This window comes from Pseudomonas mediterranea CFBP 5447, from assembly GCF_000774145.1.
GTDB lineage: Bacteria > Pseudomonadota > Gammaproteobacteria > Pseudomonadales > Pseudomonadaceae > Aquipseudomonas > Aquipseudomonas mediterranea.
Genome location: NZ_KN322985.1, coordinates 738,518 through 755,174 on the forward strand (window position 1 = coordinate 738,518; position 16,657 = coordinate 755,174).

19 protein-coding genes are annotated in these 16,657 nt (G+C 59.7%); 5 read left to right on the forward strand and 14 right to left on the reverse strand.

The genetic code is table 11. From position 1 onward, the window contains the following. Positions 1 to 38: 38 nt before the first annotated feature. The 4 genes from N005_RS15690 (at position 39) to N005_RS15705 (ending at position 5,021) form a co-directional block, all read left to right on the forward strand. The gene (locus N005_RS15690) at positions 39 to 2,741 is read left to right on the forward strand and encodes a [protein-PII] uridylyltransferase (RefSeq protein ID WP_047702013.1); all 2,703 of its coding nucleotides are present in this window, start codon (positions 39 to 41) and stop codon (positions 2,739 to 2,741) included. A gap of 128 nt (positions 2,742 to 2,869) precedes the next feature. Beyond that, positions 2,870 to 4,069: a succinyldiaminopimelate transaminase gene (gene dapC / locus N005_RS15695; RefSeq protein ID WP_047702014.1), complete on the forward strand. Its 1,200-nt coding sequence runs from the start codon at positions 2,870 to 2,872 to the stop codon at positions 4,067 to 4,069. A gap of 297 nt (positions 4,070 to 4,366) precedes the next feature. After that, positions 4,367 to 4,708, forward strand: a complete 342-nt coding sequence (locus N005_RS15700; RefSeq protein WP_047702234.1) for a type II toxin-antitoxin system RelE/ParE family toxin — start codon at positions 4,367 to 4,369, stop codon at positions 4,706 to 4,708. A 10-nt stretch (positions 4,709 to 4,718) separates the two neighbouring features. Then, on the forward strand, positions 4,719 to 5,021 hold the full coding sequence (locus N005_RS15705) for an XRE family transcriptional regulator (protein ID WP_047702015.1): 303 nt from the start codon (positions 4,719 to 4,721) through the stop codon (positions 5,019 to 5,021). Between the two features lie 228 nt (positions 5,022 to 5,249). Here the strand turns inward: N005_RS15705 and N005_RS15710 are convergent, their stop codons facing one another. From N005_RS15710 to N005_RS15725, 3 genes are all read right to left on the reverse strand, one after another. Further along, the gene (locus N005_RS15710; RefSeq protein ID WP_047702016.1) at positions 5,250 to 5,609 is read right to left on the reverse strand and encodes a DUF6124 family protein; all 360 of its coding nucleotides are present in this window, start codon (positions 5,607 to 5,609) and stop codon (positions 5,250 to 5,252) included. Between the two features lie 605 nt (positions 5,610 to 6,214). After that, positions 6,215 to 6,949 carry a phosphoribosyltransferase gene (locus tag N005_RS15720; protein WP_047702018.1) on the reverse strand — a complete coding sequence of 245 codons (735 nt, stop codon included), beginning with the start codon at positions 6,947 to 6,949 and terminating at the stop codon, positions 6,215 to 6,217. A 565-nt stretch (positions 6,950 to 7,514) separates the two neighbouring features. Further along, positions 7,515 to 7,808, reverse strand: coding sequence for a hypothetical protein (locus N005_RS15725; RefSeq protein ID WP_047702019.1), 294 nt, complete (start codon positions 7,806 to 7,808; stop codon positions 7,515 to 7,517). Positions 7,809 to 8,022: 214 nt separating this feature from the next. On the opposite strand from N005_RS15725, the gene N005_RS15730 reads away from it, so the two are divergent. Further along, a complete protein-coding gene (locus N005_RS15730; RefSeq protein WP_047702020.1) occupies positions 8,023 to 8,235 on the forward strand; it encodes a hypothetical protein in 213 nt (70 codons plus the stop codon). Between the two features lie 3 nt (positions 8,236 to 8,238). Here N005_RS15730 and N005_RS15735 read toward each other — a convergent pair whose 3' ends face one another. The 11 genes from N005_RS15735 to N005_RS15785 all read right to left on the reverse strand — a co-directional run bounded on the left by N005_RS15735 (position 8,239) and on the right by N005_RS15785 (position 16,655). Then, positions 8,239 to 8,754: a DUF2514 family protein gene (locus N005_RS15735; RefSeq protein ID WP_047702021.1), complete on the reverse strand. Its 516-nt coding sequence runs from the start codon at positions 8,752 to 8,754 to the stop codon at positions 8,239 to 8,241. Then, on the reverse strand, positions 8,751 to 9,176 hold the full coding sequence (locus tag N005_RS15740; RefSeq protein WP_047702022.1) for a cell wall hydrolase: 426 nt from the start codon (positions 9,174 to 9,176) through the stop codon (positions 8,751 to 8,753). The genes N005_RS15735 and N005_RS15740 overlap by 4 nt, the downstream gene beginning before the upstream one ends. 92 nt (positions 9,177 to 9,268) lie before the next feature. After that, positions 9,269 to 9,997 (reverse strand): SGNH/GDSL hydrolase family protein, encoded by a 729-nt coding sequence (locus N005_RS15745; protein ID WP_047702023.1) that lies wholly within the window; start codon positions 9,995 to 9,997, stop codon positions 9,269 to 9,271. Next, a complete protein-coding gene (locus N005_RS15750; RefSeq protein WP_047702024.1) occupies positions 9,994 to 10,308 on the reverse strand; it encodes a hypothetical protein in 315 nt (104 codons plus the stop codon). Before N005_RS15750 ends, N005_RS15745 begins: the two co-directional genes overlap by 4 nt. A 3-nt stretch (positions 10,309 to 10,311) precedes the next feature. Then, positions 10,312 to 11,751 (reverse strand): hypothetical protein, encoded by a 1,440-nt coding sequence (locus N005_RS29690; protein ID WP_052126396.1) that lies wholly within the window; start codon positions 11,749 to 11,751, stop codon positions 10,312 to 10,314. A gap of 10 nt (positions 11,752 to 11,761) precedes the next feature. Beyond that, on the reverse strand, positions 11,762 to 12,361 hold the full coding sequence (locus N005_RS15760) for a YmfQ family protein (RefSeq protein WP_047702025.1): 600 nt from the start codon (positions 12,359 to 12,361) through the stop codon (positions 11,762 to 11,764). Continuing rightward, positions 12,352 to 13,389 carry a baseplate J/gp47 family protein gene (locus N005_RS15765; RefSeq protein WP_047702026.1) on the reverse strand — a complete coding sequence of 346 codons (1,038 nt, stop codon included), beginning with the start codon at positions 13,387 to 13,389 and terminating at the stop codon, positions 12,352 to 12,354. Before N005_RS15765 ends, N005_RS15760 begins: the two co-directional genes overlap by 10 nt. Continuing rightward, the gene (locus N005_RS15770) at positions 13,379 to 13,777 is read right to left on the reverse strand and encodes a phage GP46 family protein (protein WP_047702027.1); all 399 of its coding nucleotides are present in this window, start codon (positions 13,775 to 13,777) and stop codon (positions 13,379 to 13,381) included. The genes N005_RS15765 and N005_RS15770 overlap by 11 nt, the downstream gene beginning before the upstream one ends. Next, the gene (locus tag N005_RS15775; protein ID WP_047702028.1) at positions 13,777 to 14,283 is read right to left on the reverse strand and encodes a phage baseplate assembly protein V; all 507 of its coding nucleotides are present in this window, start codon (positions 14,281 to 14,283) and stop codon (positions 13,777 to 13,779) included. Before N005_RS15775 ends, N005_RS15770 begins: the two co-directional genes overlap by 1 nt. Next, positions 14,280 to 15,395: a phage baseplate assembly protein gene (locus N005_RS15780; RefSeq protein ID WP_047702029.1), complete on the reverse strand. Its 1,116-nt coding sequence runs from the start codon at positions 15,393 to 15,395 to the stop codon at positions 14,280 to 14,282. The genes N005_RS15775 and N005_RS15780 overlap by 4 nt, the downstream gene beginning before the upstream one ends. Before the next feature lie 3 nt (positions 15,396 to 15,398). Beyond that, positions 15,399 to 16,655, reverse strand: a complete 1,257-nt coding sequence (locus N005_RS15785) for a DNA circularization protein (RefSeq protein WP_047702030.1) — start codon at positions 16,653 to 16,655, stop codon at positions 15,399 to 15,401. Positions 16,656 to 16,657 lie beyond the last annotated feature (2 nt).

A 16,657-nucleotide genomic window follows, 5' to 3' on the forward strand; every position in this document is an offset into this window, starting at 1 on the left:
ACCAGCGTACCGCTATAGATAGAAAGGAAAGCCATTCGATGCCGCAGGTGGATCCCGAACTCTTCGACCGTGGCCAGTTCCAGGCTGAACTGGCCCTGAAGGCAAGCCCCATCTCGGCCTTCAAGAAGGCGATCCGCCAGGCCCACGAAGTACTCGACCAGCGCTTTCGCGATGGCCGGGATATCCGTCGGCTGATCGAGGACCGCGCCTGGTTCGTCGACAACATCCTGCAGAAGGCCTGGGAGCAGTTCGACTGGAGCCTGGATGCCGACATCGCCCTGGTGGCGGTGGGGGGCTACGGGCGTGGCGAACTGCACCCCTACTCCGACATCGACCTGCTGATCCTGCTGGACAGCGCCGATCACGAGATCTTTCGCGACTCCATCGAGCGTTTCCTGACGCTGCTGTGGGATATCGGCCTGGAGGTCGGCCAGAGCGTGCGCTCGGTGCAGGAATGCGCCGATGAGGCCCGCGCCGACCTGACGGTGGTGACCAACCTGATGGAAAGTCGCACCATTGCCGGCCCCGAGCGGCTGCGCCAGCGCATGCTCGATGTGACCAGCACGGCGCACATGTGGCCGAGCAAGGACTTCTTCCTGGCCAAGCGCGCCGAGCAGAAGGCCCGTCACCACAAGTACAACGACACCGAATACAACCTGGAACCCAACGTCAAAGGCTCGCCCGGCGGGCTTCGGGACATCCAGACGATCCTCTGGGTCGCCCGCCGCCAGTACGGCACGCTGAACCTGCGCAACCTGGCCGGCGAGGGTTTCCTGGTGGAAAGCGAGAACGCCTTGCTGGCTTCATCGCAGGAGTTCCTGTGGAAGGTCCGCTACGCCCTGCACATGCTCGCCGGGCGTTCCGAAGACCGCTTGCTGTTCGACCACCAGCGCTCCATCGCGGGCCTGCTGGGCTTCGAAGGCCAGGATGCCAAGCAGGCCATCGAAAACTTCATGCAGCAGTATTACCGGGTGGTGATGAGCATCGCCCAGCTCAGCGAACTGATCATCCAGCATTTCGAGGAAGTCATCCTCGCACCGGAAGACAGCGCGCCACCGCAGCCGATCAACTCCCGGTTCCAGTTGCATGACGGGTACATCGAAGCACGCAATGCCAATGTGTTCCGTCGCACGCCCTTCGCCATGCTCGAAATCTTCGTGCTGATGGCCCAGCAGCCGGAAATCAAGGGCGTACGCGCCGACACCATTCGCCTGCTGCGGGAAAACCGTCACCTGATCGACGACGACTTCCGCCATGACATCCGCAACACCAGCCTGTTCATCGAGCTGTTCAAGTGCAAGATCGGCGTGCACCGCAACCTGCGACGCATGAACCGCTACGGGATCCTCGGGCGCTACCTGCCGGAGTTCGGCTTTATCGTCGGGCAGATGCAGCATGACCTGTTCCACATCTATACCGTCGACGCCCACACCCTGAACCTGATCAAGCACCTGCGTAAGTTGCAGTACACCCAGGTCTCGGAGAAATTCCCGCTGGCGAGCAAGCTCATGGGCAAGCTGCCCAAGCCTGAGCTGATCTACATGGCCGGGCTGTACCACGACATCGGCAAAGGTCGGCAGGGCGACCACTCGGAAGTCGGCGCGGTGGATGCAGAAGCGTTTTGCCAGCGGCACCAGTTGCCCGTCTGGGACAGCCGGCTGATCGTCTGGCTGGTGCAGAATCACCTGGTGATGTCGACCACTGCCCAGCGCAAGGACCTGTCCGATCCGCAGGTAATCCACGACTTCGCCCAGATCGTCGGCGATGAAACCCGCCTGGATTACCTCTACGTGCTGACCGTGGCCGATATCAACGCCACCAACCCGACCCTGTGGAACTCCTGGCGGGCCAGTCTGCTGCGCCAGCTGTACACCGAGACCAAGCGGGCCTTGCGCCGGGGCCTGGAAAACCCGGTGGACCGCGAGGAGCAGATCCGTCGCACCCAAACCGCTGCCCTGGATATCCTGGTGCGCGGTGGCACCGACCCGGACGACGTCGAACAGCTCTGGTCGCAACTGGGCGACGATTATTTCCTGCGCCACACCGCCGGCGACGTGGCCTGGCACAGCGACGCGATCCTGCAGCAACCGGCCGACGGCGGACCGTTGGTGTTGATCAAGGAAACCACGCAACGCGAGTTCGAAGGCGGCACGCAGATCTTCATCTACGCGCCGGACCAACACGACTTCTTCGCCGTGACCGTGGCCGCGATGGACCAGCTCAACCTCAACATCCACGATGCGCGGATCATCACGTCCAGCAGCCAGTTCACCCTCGACACCTATATCGTGCTCGACACCGACGGCGATTCGATTGGTGACAATCCGAAACGGGTCAAGCAGATCCGCGACGGTCTCACCAACGCCCTGCGCAACCCGGCCGACTACCCGACCATCATCCAGCGGCGGGTGCCGCGCCAGCTCAAGCACTTCGCGTTCGCCCCGCAGGTGACGATCCACAACGATGCCCAGCGCCAGATCACGGTGCTGGAGCTCAGCGCCCCGGACCGTCCCGGCCTGCTGGCGCGGGTCGGTCATATTTTCCTGGAGTTTGACCTGTCGTTGCAGAACGCCAAGATCGCTACCCTCGGCGAGCGGGTGGAAGACGTCTTCTTCATCACCGACGCCCATAACCAGCCGCTGTCCGATCCCCTGCTGTGCAGTCGCCTGCAGGACGCGATCGTCCAGCATTTGAGCGTCAACCAGGAACCCGATGCCAACCTGACACGCATCAACATCTGAACCATGAACTCCCCTGTGGGAGCGAGCATGCTCGCGATGGCGGCACAACATTCAGCATTGCTATCGCCTGCCCCGCCGCTATCGCGAGCAGGCTCGCTCCCACAGTCCCACCTTGAACGAGGCCTCCAATGAACAACGCCCTGAACCAGTTGCAGCCCTACCCGTTCGAAAAGCTTCGAGCCCTGCTGGGCAGCGTCACGCCCAACCCGGACAAGCGGCCGATTGCCCTGTCCATCGGTGAACCCAAGCACCGCTCACCCAGCTTCGTCGCCGAGGCCCTGGCCGCCAACCTGGATCAGATGGCCGTTTATCCAACCACCCTGGGCATTCCAGCCTTGCGCGAAGCCATCGCCAGCTGGTGCGAGCGACGCTTCAGCGTGCCGAACGGCTGGCTCGATCCGGCGCGCCACGTGCTGCCGGTCAATGGCACCCGGGAGGCGCTGTTCGCCTTCACCCAGACCGTGGTCAACCGTGGCGACGACGCGCTGGTGGTCAGCCCGAACCCTTTCTATCAGATCTACGAAGGCGCGGCGTTCCTGGCTGGGGCCAAGCCGCACTACCTGCCGTGCCTGGACGAGAACGGCTTCAACCCGGACTTCGACGCCGTCTCGGCGGACATCTGGAAACGCTGCCAGATCCTGTTCCTGTGCTCCCCCGGCAACCCGACCGGCGCCCTGATTCCGGTGGACGTGCTGAAAAAACTCATCGCCCTGGCCGACGAGCACGACTTCGTGATCGCCGCGGACGAGTGCTACAGCGAACTGTACTTCGACGAACAGACCCCGCCACCGGGCCTGCTCAGCGCCTGCGTTGAACTCGGCCGTAAGGATTTCAAGCGCTGCGTGGTGTTCCACAGCCTGTCCAAGCGCTCCAACCTGCCCGGCCTGCGCTCCGGTTTCGTGGCCGGCGACGCGGACATCCTCAAGGGTTTCCTGCTGTATCGCACCTATCACGGCTGCGCGATGCCGGTGCAGACCCAACTGGCGAGCATCGCCGCGTGGAACGACGAAGAACACGTACGGGCCAACCGGGCCCTGTACCGGGAGAAGTTCGACGCCGTACTGGACATCCTCAGCCCGGTGCTGGACGTGCAACGCCCTGATGGCAGCTTCTACCTGTGGCCAAACGTGGCGGGCGATGACGCAGCCTTCTGCCGGAATCTGTTCGAACAGGAACACGTGACGGTGGTGCCGGGCTCCTACCTGTCCCGCGAGGTGAATGGCGTCAACCCGGGCGCCGGGCGCGTGCGCATGGCCCTGGTTGCACCGTTGGCCGAATGCGTGGAAGCGGCGGAGCGGATCCGGGCGTTTATCCAGCGTCGGAAGTGATGGGGCCTTTCGGTTGAACACTGTTGTGGCGAGGGAGCTTGCTCCCGCTGGGCTGCGCAGCGGCCCTCGCTCTTTGCGGCTGCTTCGCAACCGAGCGGGAGCAAGCTCCCTCGCCACAAGAGCTTCTTAGTCGATATCAAGCTTTCTCTGTCTGACCCGGCCTCACGCCAGCAGGCTCGCCCACAGTTTTAGACGGTGAGCATTACGGCATTCAGGAATCTGCCAAGGGCTGGAGCCTGTACAAAATTCCAGCAACGCCAAGGTTGCGCAATGCACCTATTTCGGTACACTCCATCCATGACCGAAATCGCACCCATACTGAATGTACGTTTCTTCTGCACAGATGCCGGGAATGAACCTGTGCGGGAATGGCTGACGGACTTACCTCGTGACCACAGGCGGATGATCGGGACTGACATCAAGACTGTTCAGCTTGGTTGGCCGATAGGTATGCCAGTGGTTCGCAAGCTGGATAGCGGATTATGGGAAGTCAGGATTGATCTTGGAGATACCATCGCCCGGGTCCTTTTCACCGTGGTAGGTTCCGACATGGTTCTACTTCATGGCTTCATCAAGAAAAGTCAAAAAACACCAGCGGTCGACATGGCAACCGCCAAGCAGCGCAAAGCAAGATTATGAGGTACCGCAAATGAACAAGCATATTGGATCTGATTTTGATGACTTCCTCGCCGAGCAAGGCATTGCCGAAGAGGTTTCCGCTGCGGCGCTCAAACGCGTTATTTCCTGGCAGATTGCCGAGGCAATGAAGCTTCAGAAAGTCACCAAAAAAGCCTTGGCAGAGCGGATGCACACCAGTCGCACCGCAGTTGATCGTGCGCTCGATCAGAACGATGCAGGAATGACGCTGGCAACGCTTGCCAGCGCAGCTCGTGCTCTGGGCCAGAGAGTGGAAGTGAAATTGGTGCCGGAGCGGGAAGAAGCACACGCATAAGCGCTGTGGTGGCAAGAGAGCTTGCTCTCGCTGGGCTGCGCAGCGGCCCCCAAAGCAGTCAACTCAATCTGCCTGACACACCGGGTTGTCAGTTTTTAGGGGCGCTTCGCACCCCAGCGGGAGCAAGCTCCCTCGCCACAGGGGCTTGGTGTCGAATGGCATATTTGTGAACGACACAAATCCACTGTGGGAGCGAGCCTGCTCGCGATGAGGCTGGCACTTATTGCATCAGGCCCGAACCTCTACCCGGTCCAAAGCCTTGTCCGCCAGCAGTGCCCCCAACTCGATCATCTGCACCACCCCCAACGCCACATGCCGCCGCGAGCCGGCCAACTCGAAGGCCAGGTCACTCAGCATGGCATTGGCCGAGGCCAGGGTTTCGCTGAGGTTGGCTAGCAGAATTTCGGTGTCGATACTGTCCGCCACAATGAACAACTGCGTAGAGGATTCAGCGGCTGACTCGCCGTCGTCAGGCTTGAGGTAATGATCCAGCGCACGATCAGCAGCTTCTTGCAGCTTTTCGGGGGCGTAGTCGCCGTAGGGGAAGGTGGAGGCTGGTTTGGGTGAAGTTTGAGATTCTTTGATCATGAACTGCTACCTAGAGCTGAAGGATTGGAAACCTTGCACTTAATAGCGCAGAAGTATGTGCTCCTAGGGAAAGTTCGGATTCTCACGTCCGGTCGCTGAATTGGCAGCGACACCCAGAGGCTAGAGCCCTCGCTTCCGACGGACAACCTTAAAAACTTGTCGGAAACTTCGGTGCGTCTGACAGACGACTATCTGTCTGCTCAGACAAGAGGCTTCGGCGGAGTCGTTGAACACGTCGAGCCGGCAGCGATGAAGTTCAGCCTCGCCCGGGAAACGATTCGCTCACCCCGGCAGCAGCGACACTCAGCACGTCCGCCAGCGCCCCGAACTGAGTCGATCCTGAATCTGACATTTGAATGTAAAAGACAGACAAGAAAAAGCCGAACTTTCGCTCGGCTTCAAGAATATGTAGGGCCAAAAGGCCCTCATGGAGCATCAACAACCATCAAGGTTGAGGGGTTAGCCGCTGCCTAACCATCCCATTACTTACCTTTTACAGGTTGACCATGGGCGGTGCTACGCGGGCCTCATCTGGATTTAACGAGCGGGGAGGCTCATGCACACTCGCGGCCAATGCTAACGAAGGGGGCATATCTTGTAAAGCATCACACGTCGCTGAACAGGCAAACGGCCTCCACTGAAGAAACACCATTCATCGCCTGGACGATCTCTTTGGCCACGCTGAGCGTCCGTCCCGTCGCTAAGAGATCATCAACCATCACGACGCGCCCTATTAAGTTGCCATTGAACGCGGGATTGCGTTGAATCGGTGTGAACAGATGCCGATACTTGACTGGAATCACCTTCAGCGGGAACCCGTCAGCCGTCTTTAACCTGAACTGAAGCCTCTTGCGCTCCTCCATGCTGATATCACCATTGTCTTCGGCCTTTCGAATCATGTCGTAGGCGTCAAGCTTGGTCGACTTCACGAACACGTCATGAGCCAATTGAGCTTCAAACATCGACGCACATCGCGACGCGATAATCCTACTCAAACTGTAGCCCGACGGCATGTATACCACCGTATCGGCTTGCGTTTGCTCCGCGATCACCGTCAGAATTTCGCTACCGCTCTCCACCAACCGTTTGATGGAGGTGATATTGGTCGTGAGTCCATCCTTGCCCTTTAGCGCATACAGGAGCGGGCAGTTATCGCCGATCACGCTGATTTTCCGATTACGGCTTTTCTTTGCCGAAACCTTGATTCGCGTAAAGACGGACGTCACCTTGAGCCCGCATTCCCGAATATCCGTTTTGGGATTACCGTCAGCGGTGGTGATCAGGTGCTCTCTGACGGCATGGTCAACCGTGACCAGATTCTGCGTGACGACAAGTCCCAAGGGCGTACCTCAAATCAGATGATAGGCGGCGAACTGCACCATCATAAGGCTAGGCCGGCCTTGCAATGCCAACTACACACATCCAGCAACAGCTTGCCCCTGAAGTGCCACATTAGCCGGTTAATATGGGCCCGACCGTTGCACTTATGTCGCAGCAACTCTTTAGCAAGCAAGCTGTGGGAGTAAGACTGTGGGAGCAAAGCTTGCTCGCGACGGAAACACCTCGGTCCACCAGAAAACCGCGTCATCGCTCATCGCGGGCAAGCCTCGCTCCCACAGCCGTCCGGTCATGGCATAATCCTTCACCTTTTATTCCCAGCACCTGCAAAGGGGGCAGTTCCTTGACCGATTCAAGCAAAACGTTGCACCTTTTCGGCATCAAAGCCTGGGATGCCTTATAGGAAGCAAACAAGGCCTTTTAAATCAAGGCCTTGAGCTGATTTTTGCCTCATAAAAACACCTCTTTTTACGAGTCTTCACAATCCAATAAACATTGGCCCAAACGGTTGCGTTTTGGGGAAGATTTGCCCATCTCATCGGCGTCCTGCCGACCGAACACAATCCACTACTCAGTACGACACCACCACGACTGCGCATAAAATGTATCGCCGATCTTCTCCACACCGGTCAGGTTCATTCCGTTATGGGCCATGCCCGTCATCTTCACATCGATCAATGGAGGGATGACGTCAGGGCCTGGGTACGTTTTGAAAATATGCGCGCTGAACACGGACCGGCCGAAATCGGGATCAAGGCATTCGCTGATTATGATGTCGCCGCGCACAGTCTCGGCGGTCCTCAGCTTTTCCTTCGGGATGGCCACACCAAGAACCCGGCGCCGGGTGATGATGAATCGCATTTCCTAGCTCTACACTGTTCAAAACAACAGTATGTTATAGGGAGCGATGGCGGCGAAAAGTTGCCGATAGGCGGCCGACAGCCATCCCGCTGATCGTCTATTCGCTTACAGCATGGAGAGCGAAGTCTCGAACAACAATTCACCGACGATAAAAACACGCCGAGTCTGCAATAATGCCGTCTTGGCCAGCCATGGAAGACCAAAGGAGCGAAACATGCAGTTCATTAAAAAGCTGTTTTCTGATTTATGCAGGGTCATCGCCAACGGTGAAGACCCATATGACCAGTTCCGCGAAGAATTCGAGGCAGGTCTACCACAAGACAGCCTTTCCAGAGACAGCAGCGGAAACTACACGGATCCGGTGACCGCCAGAAAGTGGGAACAGCTTCGCAAGGACCGGCTTGACGAAGTCATGGCGCAGTGGTGACAGCTATTTCCCCAGCGCGTCAAAAGCCGTCTCGCACGTCACTCCTCGGCTCCGGCTTTGATCAGCATATCCCGCCAGGTCTCCCGCTCTTTGGTCAGCGCGCTTGAGCACGTCGGCAAACACCAGGACGGCACGGGTAGCTGCCTGGCTTGTGGCGGCAGTGCAGGAATTGCCGCCGGCTTGACTGGCTGCGAGTCGAGCGGCAAGGGCGTCCGCTGCCCCACGCAGGCCGTCAGAAGAAACACGAGCAGCAGCGGCATCAGCAGTGAGTTGATCGATCGTGCGTTGCCCATCTTGAACCGCCTTGTCGATTGAATGTTGGTAGGCCTGCTCGCGCACACGGGCGGCAGACTCATTTGCGGCCCGGGCCTCGGCGTCCCGGGTATCGCGATCCGACCACTTGGCCTGCCACTCGGCGTCCTTCACTGACAGACCGTGGTGGTACGCGCCAAACAGCGCACCGGCAACAATGGCCAGCGCCGCCATATAAGGCAGGATTCGCAGCAGGATCGAGTTCATGGCACGTCCCTGAAGAACAAGTGATTGCCCAGGCGCAGGGTCTGGGTTGCCTTGGCGGCCCACGCCGGGACCTTGGGCATGGTCGTGGCGTAGTAGTGGGTCGCCCCCTTGGTGGAGTCTGGCTCGGCGCCGGAAATTACCAGGTCCGCCGCCCGCCGAGCCTGCTCGAACTGCTTCGGCGGGATCGGCTTGGCGCCACTGAGATAGGGATAGTTCTGGTCGTTTTTGTTCCAGCAACTGAACTGGTACGGCGCCTGGCAGACGCCGGCATAGCCCTCGCCCCACCAGGACTTGGCCCGGCCATCTTCCACCCGGTTGCGGACGGTCCAGGCCACAGCGATCTGGCCTGCCAGACCTTCGCCGCGGGCCTCGCCCCACAGCGTGCGAGCCAAGATGTCGCGGTCCTTTTCGGATACAGTCATGAAGCTTTCTCCAGACGAAAAAAGCCCGCACAATGGCGGGCGAATATAAAGTGCCGTCCGATTTGATATGAACGAGCGAACTGACTCCAGCGTTACGGGAATCTCGACCTTATTTGCTCAATAACACTCAGGTCGCTTGTAAGTTGTCCATTGATCAAATAGTCAGAAATCGCAACAGACAGATCTTGAACGTCCTGAGCGGTCGGTTCAGTAACAACTACAGGCGGAGTAGAAGTCACTTTAACGAAAGCATCCTTTGGGCTTGTCTCGCTTGAAACCTGCGCAGCCCATGTATGCCCGGCGATACTGAAGTGAATCTTATCGGTGGTTCCGGCATAGTACTGGGTGTAGTCGTTGCACAAGGCCTTGAAGCACATTCTGCTGAAGATATCGACAAGAGGGCAATTGTACTCAACCGATACTTTCCTGATTGCGTCCTCATAAGTTCCGAGCGATACAAACTCAGCCACAGATCCGCGGTTCATGTTGTCGGTCATCAGTACCAGCTTGATGCCGGCTCCGATAACCTTGCTCGCAATGAGTCGTAGATTGGCAGTGAATGTTGCAACAGAAACACCGGTAGACCAATCGTTCGCGCCGATCATAATCACGCATACATCCGGAGCCAGCCCGATAACGTCGGCCTGGAGCCTCGCCAAAAGGCCAGCAGACGTGTCTCCCGAAACGCCCTTGATATAGATGTCGGCGGAAGCATATCCCGCGGCCGTACCGATCTTGTAGGCGAACGTGTCGGTCCTGGTGACGCCGCCGTAATCGGTACCCTTGACAATGCTGTGCCCCGCAAAGACGATTTTGCTCATTGCGCATCCTCCGGCCACGGGTATTCAAGTTTAATTTCTTCACGACGCTTGATCATTTCGGCGTCGGTCCTCTGCGCTGCTTCTTCATTTCCGGCGGCTCGTTCGGCATACGCTTCAGCAATATATCGGTCACTGCCCGTTACAGGATGCGCATAAGCCCGGAGTCTCGCAGCTTCTACTTCTTCCTTTGTTGGCCCTTTCGGGGCAAGTTCCGGCGAAGAGTCATCAAGCCATTCTTCGGCGCACCCGGGCTGGGCATTTGCAAACCTTCCGATCACAACACCAGTTTCGTCACGTTGAACGTACGGCATGAATTACTCCTCCCAGCCGATGTTAAGAATCGACATCGTCACTGTGACGTTGGCGCGGGCGCGTATTTGCGCGGAGGTGTTGGTTTTTATACTCAACTGAAACCCGCCAGCGTCGGTAGCTGCATCGGTAACCACACCAAAACCACAAGTGAATCCAGACCAACCGCCGGTATTTGCTGGCAGCAGGTTCGCCTCGTCGGGGCAGCTGAAGTAGACCATCGCGTTGTTTGCATATGCAAAAGTGTTCAGGTCAACACGGACGTTCACGCCAGGCGGCGCAGACATGGTGTAGTTGCTCGCCGTAGTACCCAAGGTCGCTGCGGAGACATCCATAATTGGAGTGCCCCAGCGATAAACCCGGCGCCCGGAAAAGACATCCATTGTAAAGGTGGTGATGGGGCCGCCGGAATCGGTCTTGAAGGAACCGACACGACGGAAGCCAGCATAACCAGATGGCATGGTTGGAGCTGTCGCGGACAAGCTGAACAGAATGTCTGCAGATCCGTCAGATACTTTCCGGATTGCGAATGCGTGATACCAGGTGCCAGGGGCACGGGCGCCTGTATCAAGTTTGTTCTGACCGGACCCAGCAGCCCAACTCCCGGACGATTGAAGTGTGCCGCTGATAGTTGTGCTGCTAGAGATCATCACACTAGCCGCAGCGCTCGAACAACTACCTGGCCCTACATCGATTACTGTGTTGGGGGTGGCTGCGTTATTGCTCAGCGCGAACCCAGAGAGAAACCCGTACGGCAATTGGACGACTGACTGCAGGCGTGTGGCAAGCTTTAGCGAAGTCACAGCGGCAGCGTCGTCAGTTCCAGCGCTAACACCGCCCTGAGTAGCAATCGCAATCACGCCAGCGCGGCTTTCAGTGGCAGTACGAGACGCCAATCCTGCGGGAGTGACGGCCCGCGTTGCGTCCGTGCCAGTTTGCGTCTCCGCATTCGTGGCCAGCTCGACCAGGCCTTGAGCTGTATCACTGGCGACCTTAGATGCCAGCCCGGCAGGAGTGACAGCGCGAACCGTATCTGTACCTGCTTGGGTTTCTGCGCTGGTAGCCAGTTCAACCAGGCCAACAGCTGTATCACTGGCAACCCTAGAAGCCAGGCCGGCTGGTGTGACAGCACGAACCGCATCCGTACCTGCTTGGGTCTCGGCGTTTGTAGCCAGCTCAACCAGACCTTTGACCGTTGTCGAGGCATCTGCCGGAGATGCCGGGATTGCGCCATTGATCTTGGCAATGATCGCTGTAAGGAGCTGCGTATCGTTATCTTCATCCGGCGTGAGGCCGGCAGAGGTAATGACATTCAGAATTTCATCGGTAACGGAGTTCCCCCACTGCGCAGGAATCAAGGAACCAGGCGTGCCAGCAACCTCATCCTCATCTACAAATTTCCCATCGACAAGCCCAACGCTCGGTACACTTTTCGGAAAGTCCACGCGTTATCCCTCAGTTGTAATTTATTTGCACTACGGTGTGCGCCGGAGCGGCACGTCGGATCTGGCACTCGAGCGGATTGCCGGGGTTCACCCCGAACCGCTCGCCCCAATAGCTAGCGCCGAAGCGCCGGCCTTGCCGCTGGCGGCCTCCAGTGTTCAGCGTCCACATGAACTGAGCGTTCCAGGTACCGAATCTCGCCACGCCAAAACGGGAACGCCCCATACGTGGCGTTCGATGTTCTGTAATGGTGGCATCGGGGTAGCCTTGGCTGACCGCGATGTCGATGAAGTAGGACAGGCTCTGTCCGCCGACCTCGATCAACCGGCGGCGAACCGCCAGGCGCCTGTCTTCAAAGGCGGGGTTAAGGCCAAGGCATGGATCTGGCAAGCCCATGATGGCTTCCCAATCAGGCACCAGCTCACTGACGCCGGCGGGGTCCATCTCGTTGAGGAGGTCGACTGCCCTGGCATCGAGCCGAGCAAACTCCAGCGACACGCCGGAAAGAATCAAAGCGACTTCCGGGACCAGTTCAGGGTCCCAGGCAGGGCCGGCCGGCAACAGGCCGCTCAGTTGGCGCCGATACTGATCGGCCGTTCGGGCTACAGCCATGTGATACCCCCGAAGGTCAGCAGCTCATTGGTGTCGGCCGGCACATCGGCGGTCGGTGAAACCAGGTCATGGTCCGTTTCGCCCGCCGAACCGCTGATCGCCTGGGCGATGTGCGTGAGCAGCAAGGTTTCGCCCAGGCCCGCTTCGCGGTCGTGCAGATCGATCAACTGAGCCTGGATGGCGGCGCGCACTGCGGTGGTGTCCGGTACAGGGTGAATGCTGTAGTTCACGGGCACCTCCACGGGGGCCAGCACATAAAGCTCAGCAGTCACCGGGCGCAACGGCTCAATGTAGGCTTTAACCTCTGCCAGTTGCGCCGGGTTCGGTACCGGTTCGGCGTCGCCGTCGCGCATGACGAACAAGCCAACGGTGCCTGGGCCAAGGTAATTTCCACGGCACCAGGCCCGCGTGACGCCTGGAACCTCAAGCGCCCAGGTTTCATAATCGGCCGCGGAACCACCATGGGGGACCAGACGGTAGGAACGAATCACCCGGGCGCGCAGCGATTCAATACTCTCCTGAGCGATGCCGCCCGTCAGTCCAGGCGCCAGCACTGTGAAGCTGTTGGTCACACCGGCGACTGGCTGCACCAGGGTCAGTTGCAAACCGCCGTCGGCGTTGCCAAGGGTGCCGGCGTCCACCGCCTCCACCGCTCCGGTATTGAGCCCTGCAACGGTGGTGACGCTGGCGGTCAGCCGGTAGGTTCGGCCGTCTCCGGCCTGCAGCACGGTTTCGGCATCCATTACAGCGCCAGCCACCGCAACAAAGGACACGGCGCCTGACGCAGGTTGTGCCGGGTTTCTTGGCTGAGACAGACGCAGCAGCGCAATTCGCTCCAGCGTTTCTTCATCTGCCCGGTCTGGCAGGATCTGCTCGGCAATCCAGTTCAGGTAGCCGTACAGGCCATAGGCGGTACCGGCGAGTGTTCTGGCCAGCACCTGGGCATCAGAGCGACGCAGGGAGTCGCTGGCCAGGTCACTCTGGGTACGGTCGACCAGCACCGGCAGCGAAGGCGTTTCAAACGGCATAGATCACCTGCCAAGAAGGGGTGGATGGGATTTCCAGGCGACTGCCGTCCGGGATGGTCAAGACCACGCTGAGGTTCAACCGATTGGTGTCTGCCCGGGTGCTGCTGATGGCGATGTCCAGGACCTGCCCGTCATCGATCAACCACCGAAGGGCCTCACCTGCATAGAACTCTGCATCCCGCTGGGTGGCGTCGGTCAGCTTGACCCGGCGCAGCAACCACAGACGCGAACCAATCCGGTCATCGGCGATGGACGGATAGCTGTCACCCCACCAGCCGTACAGTTCATCGTCGTCTACCGGATCGTCTGTTTCCGCCCGGCGCCAGGTGTACAGGCTGATGATCACAGCACGAATCAGCGCCGACTCTACGGCGCTTTGAGTACTCATCAGCCACCTGCCGCAGGCACGCCGCTTTGGCCGGTGCCCGGTTGCGTGTTGGTGTGGACGTGATTGATCTGGCTGATGCCGCCCGCCACCTGGTCGCCCTGGGAAACGATCTGCCCCGTCTGGGTGATGGTCGGCGTTTCAAAGTTCACAGAACCGGACGCCTTGATATTCAGCGTCCCGGTCTCGATATCGATGATCCGGCCACGCTTGAAGTGGATCCGGTCGCCCTCGTCGGTATAGATCGCCACCTCGCCTGGCTGCATTGCCTGGATGCGGTACCGGCGATCAGCGGCGACCAGCACCACCGCGTGGGAGCGGTCGCCACCGATGAAGGCGGTCAGCACCTCGGCGCCGGTCAGGGGGTTGCTGGTGAAGCCATAGGCCTCGAAATGCTCGGCGTTGTCCTTCAACTCGCCGGCAGTCAATCGCATCTGCAGGGACTGCATTTTCTTCAGGGCGTCCACGAGCACCACGGTGCCGCGGGCCAGCATATTTTTCACGGTCATTGTTTGGGCTCGTAATCGGCAGGAATCAGGTATTCGAAGTTGTCGGCCTTGCCGCCCTTCTTCAACTTGCGGTGCTTGTGCGGGTCCTGTGGCTCCGGCTCGAAGCCGTCGGGCGGCCCCACCTCAAGCTTGGTGACCATGCCCTGGTCCGTCAGGGTGTACGTGACGCGGGCAATGAGCATCACCCGGTCAAACCCAATGATCGGGTCGATCACCCGCACCAGGGTATTGTGCTTCCACAACGCGCCGTTGGTTTGTCGCCAGCCCTGGACGGTGTAGGTGGTCGCCAGCGCCTTGCCCATGCGGGTACCGCGCTCCCAGTTGGCCCGGGCCTGGGCAAGCTCAGCGGTCAGTTGGCCGGACTCCTGAATGATCAGCACCCGCTTGCGGGTCGTCCGGTCGTCGGTGAGCACCGCCGACACCTCGGCAGCCGCCTCGCCGAACTCATCGTCCGTTCCACTCTTTTGTCCGAGCACCCGGTATTCGGAAAACACGCCGGAGAAATCCAGCGCCGCGCTACCGGTGAGGATATTCTTGCCCACCTCCAGATGATCGAAGGCCCGGCCTTCGCTGCCAGGACGCGCCAGCACGGCCATTCCCCGGGCATCGTCGGTTGAGAACACCCGGAACAGCGTCAGCAGCCGATCGATCGACTCGAATGCCGTCTCCCCCGGCTCTATCGTATGGTCCGACAGCTTCGCCCCTTCGGGAATCTCACTACGCACAGCAATCCCGTAGGGCGCCGCCAGCGCCTTGACGATTGTCAGCACGCTCTGGTTATTCCACTGGCCCGGCTGGTTCACCGCGGCACAATCCACCAGGTCAGCCGTCAACGACCGGCCGCTGATGGTGGTCGTGATCTGATCGTGGGTGTAGTCAATCGGCGACGAGAACACCCAGCCGGTCAGCACCAGGTCATCGCCGATACGCACATGGCACTTGGCGCCCTGGCGAATGGGCACCGACACGTTCTGGCCGGGCCACTGCCAGGTAATGCTGAGGGAGAACGAGCGGGCCTGATCCTCCAAGCCGGCGGTGATTTCCACCGACTTCCAGCCGGAGTAATCCAAACCGTCAACGGTAAGGCTGACGGTGTTTTGATCTTCGGCCATGGGTTACCTCTGGGCTATTTTGATCGGCATCGCCGGAATGAAGCCCGGGTGCCGGATCCTGTTGCGCTGGACCACCTCGGTCGAGCGCGTGGCATCACCAAAGCGCCGGTACGCCAGCACCAGCGCCGACATGGTTTCCGGCGGGGTGATGTCCACCAGCCTGACGCCGGACTCGGCCACGGCCGTGAGGTGCTTAACCAGGGCTTGACGCAACGTGTTCAGCACCACGTAATGGGCTGGATCGGCCTTGAGCGAGGCCTGATAGATGGCCTCATCCAAACCATCGCGCAGCTCGATCACATCGTCAGCGACTGGCACCTCAGGGAGCACCACAGTCAATACCGCCTGCTGCTCAACCGACGGGGTCGAGCTTGTGGCCACGGGCTGTGATGCGATCGGCATTTCGCTGATGATCAGCGCGACCTGGACCAACAGCGCGTCCTGCACCAGGTTGGCGGCGGCCTGTGATGCCGCCACCGAGTCGACACCGCCCACCTGCGGGACGGTATTGATTCTGGTCACCGCCTCCGCTTGCTGGGTAGCCGTGGCTATCGCGTTTCGGTAGCCGTTGCTGGTGTCGGAGAAAGCACTGTCCTGTACCGAAAAGTCATTGAAGTAGCTGGTGAACAGCGACGACAGCGCGTCAGGCGCGTTCATCAACGACTGAACGAAGCCCGACAGGTTGGTGAACACGCCAACGAAGGGTGCGAACTGCTGCTGAATCACCGAGTAGACGTTCGACAGGCTGTTGCGCAACCGGATCAGGCCAAGCCTGGCCTGATCGACTTTCGACATTGCCGCCTTGTACCGGGCCAGGGCCGAGTCCAGCAGACTGTCGGAGGCCTTCACCACCTGCTGCTGGCTATTGACCTTGGCGGTCGGAAAGGTCAGCGGCTTGTCCGGATAAAACGTCAGTTCCAGGCTCACCATACCGCCGGCGGTCAGCTCGTGAGACAACTTGCAATCGCCCACCTTGACCTGCATGCGCCCAAGCCAAGGATGGACCAGCTCTCCCGGGCCAGGCTTTTGCAGCGCCTCGAGCAACTTGTCGCGCCGCTCGAAGCAATCGTCGCCGATCACCCAGGCCGTCATCGTGTGGACCTGGGCCTGCTTGCCGAGCTGTTCAAAGAACGGCTCATCCCGCTGGGGGTATTCGTGAAGCTGACCTTTGAGCCCGACCGGTACCGACGTCTGAGGGATCAGAAAGCTGATCCCACGAAACGACGCCGGCAGCAGGTCATCGCGCCATGTGCGTGCCATGC